3 protein-coding genes are annotated in these 1,496 nt (G+C 53.0%); 1 reads left to right on the plus strand and 2 read right to left on the minus strand.

Going from position 1 to position 1,496, the window contains the following annotated elements; translation table 11 throughout:
* Nucleotides 1–292, minus strand: a 292-nt coding sequence (locus LN415_09825; GenBank protein MCJ2557384.1) for a hypothetical protein, incomplete at its 3' end; no start/stop codon positions are given.
* Between the two features lie 568 nt (nt 293–860).
* Between LN415_09825 and LN415_09830 the strand changes: the two genes are divergently transcribed.
* Nucleotides 861–1,073, plus strand: a complete 213-nt coding sequence (locus LN415_09830; GenBank protein ID MCJ2557385.1) for a hypothetical protein — start codon at nt 861–863, stop codon at nt 1,071–1,073.
* On the opposite strand, the gene LN415_09835 is transcribed toward LN415_09830, so the two are convergent.
* Nucleotides 1,051–1,496, minus strand: a 446-nt coding sequence (locus LN415_09835) for a site-specific integrase (GenBank protein ID MCJ2557386.1), incomplete at its 5' end; no start/stop codon positions are given. The two genes, LN415_09830 and LN415_09835, sit on opposite strands and share 23 nt — an antisense overlap.

Raw genomic sequence — 1,496 nt, forward strand, 5'->3', positions numbered from 1 at the left:
GAAGCGGGACCGCGCGGGAATACTCAACGTAATAATCCGTTGGACGGTAGCCGAGTTCTCCGTTCTCAAGAAGTCCCTCTTTGACGAGTTCGTCTAAGTATCTTTGACTGGTCCTCCGCGGCACATTGTGGACCCGCTCCATTTCCTCGACAATCTCGGTATTCCTCAGCCGTACGTTTTCCCTTCCGAACCAGAGTGAGAGGAGGTCTTGGATCCTCTCTTCTCTTTTCCAGTCCGGAATCCTTCCTGCTGGCTTGTGCTTCCCTCTCGGTTTTGACACTTTTGGTGCCATTTCGAAATGCAAATGAGGGAGTGAGAATATGAAGTTATCACTCTATGATTGAGATGAGAGGCATACACGACGAATACCGTTTCCACGATCTCATGCAGACTCAATCATCCAAACCCAAGCATGATTGGAATCCCAACTATGAGGTCTGTATCTCAACCGTTCACAGAAGGAAAGGCGAAGTGCTGTCTCCGGAAGCATCAATCCGGGTTGGGGATCTAGGCAAAGAAGAAGGGATGGGGTGCCAAGAAAAGTCGTGGATATATGTGAAGTGCGACACAACTCGGCATCCAGGGGATTACGATGTCAAGGAAAGATGATGGTTCAGAGAAAATGGGCCCTGGAAGACCAAGAACGGCAACCGAAATTAGGGAGAGAGCAGTGGAACTTCGTCGGACAGGACATTCATGGACCGAAATCGCCGAGACCCTTAGGATTGGTCGCACGACGGCGAGGAGGCTGTGCCAAAAAGCGCATCGTGATGGTGAGACCCCTAATCCTCCAAGGAAGGAGAAGAGGATTTTGGCACGGGTCAGAAGGGCGGAATGAAAGCAAAGAGTGAGGGTTAGCAATGGCAGCAAGGAAGCAGAAGGAGACCATTGAGAGGCCGGACAAAGAGCTAGTGGACCTCAGGCCCGTGAAGAAACGTGCTCTTGAGATCCTTCCTCCAGGAGACCCGGTCAGAGAGGCTCTGATCAAGGAGCCAGACCTGCTTCCGCGAGCAGAGGGCCTTTTCAAGCTGGCTACCTATGCGAGAGTTCTCATGGCAAAGAGAGCTCGATGATGATGCTGCTGTCGGGCAACGTCGACTTGTATATCCATCCCTCGTCCAGAAACGAAGGAAGCTCCTCGATGCTCACAATCCTCTGCCTTGGGTCGCCCCCATTCGCCATCATGCTCTTCGGAGCATCTTGGAGTAGTCGGACGATCTCCTCCTCCGATTTCGTCTCGAGTTGCATGGCCTCTATCTGTTCCTCGGAGTAACCTGCGGCTTGGAGGAATACGCGCAGCAATTTCAAGGTCGGGTCCCCTCTCCTCTCGCTCGGAGTGGTCTCCAGGTATTCGAGTGCACTCTCGTACGCGCCACGCATCTGCTCGATGAGGTCCTCTGGAAGCCTACGCTTGTTGAGAGTGTACTTGTGTTCGATGTCGCCTACGTGCCCCATCCAGAACACACGGAAATCCCTCAGGAGTCCCTTCGATTCCG

The organism is Candidatus Thermoplasmatota archaeon, from assembly GCA_022848865.1.
GTDB lineage: Archaea > Thermoplasmatota > Thermoplasmata > RBG-16-68-12 > JAGMCJ01 > JAGMCJ01.

Excerpts from the sequence above, each read along its gene's own strand:
- LN415_09830 (MCJ2557385.1), top strand. The coding sequence starts at position 861 with ATGGCAGCAAGGAAGCAGAAGGAGACCATTGAGAGGCCGGACAAAGAG.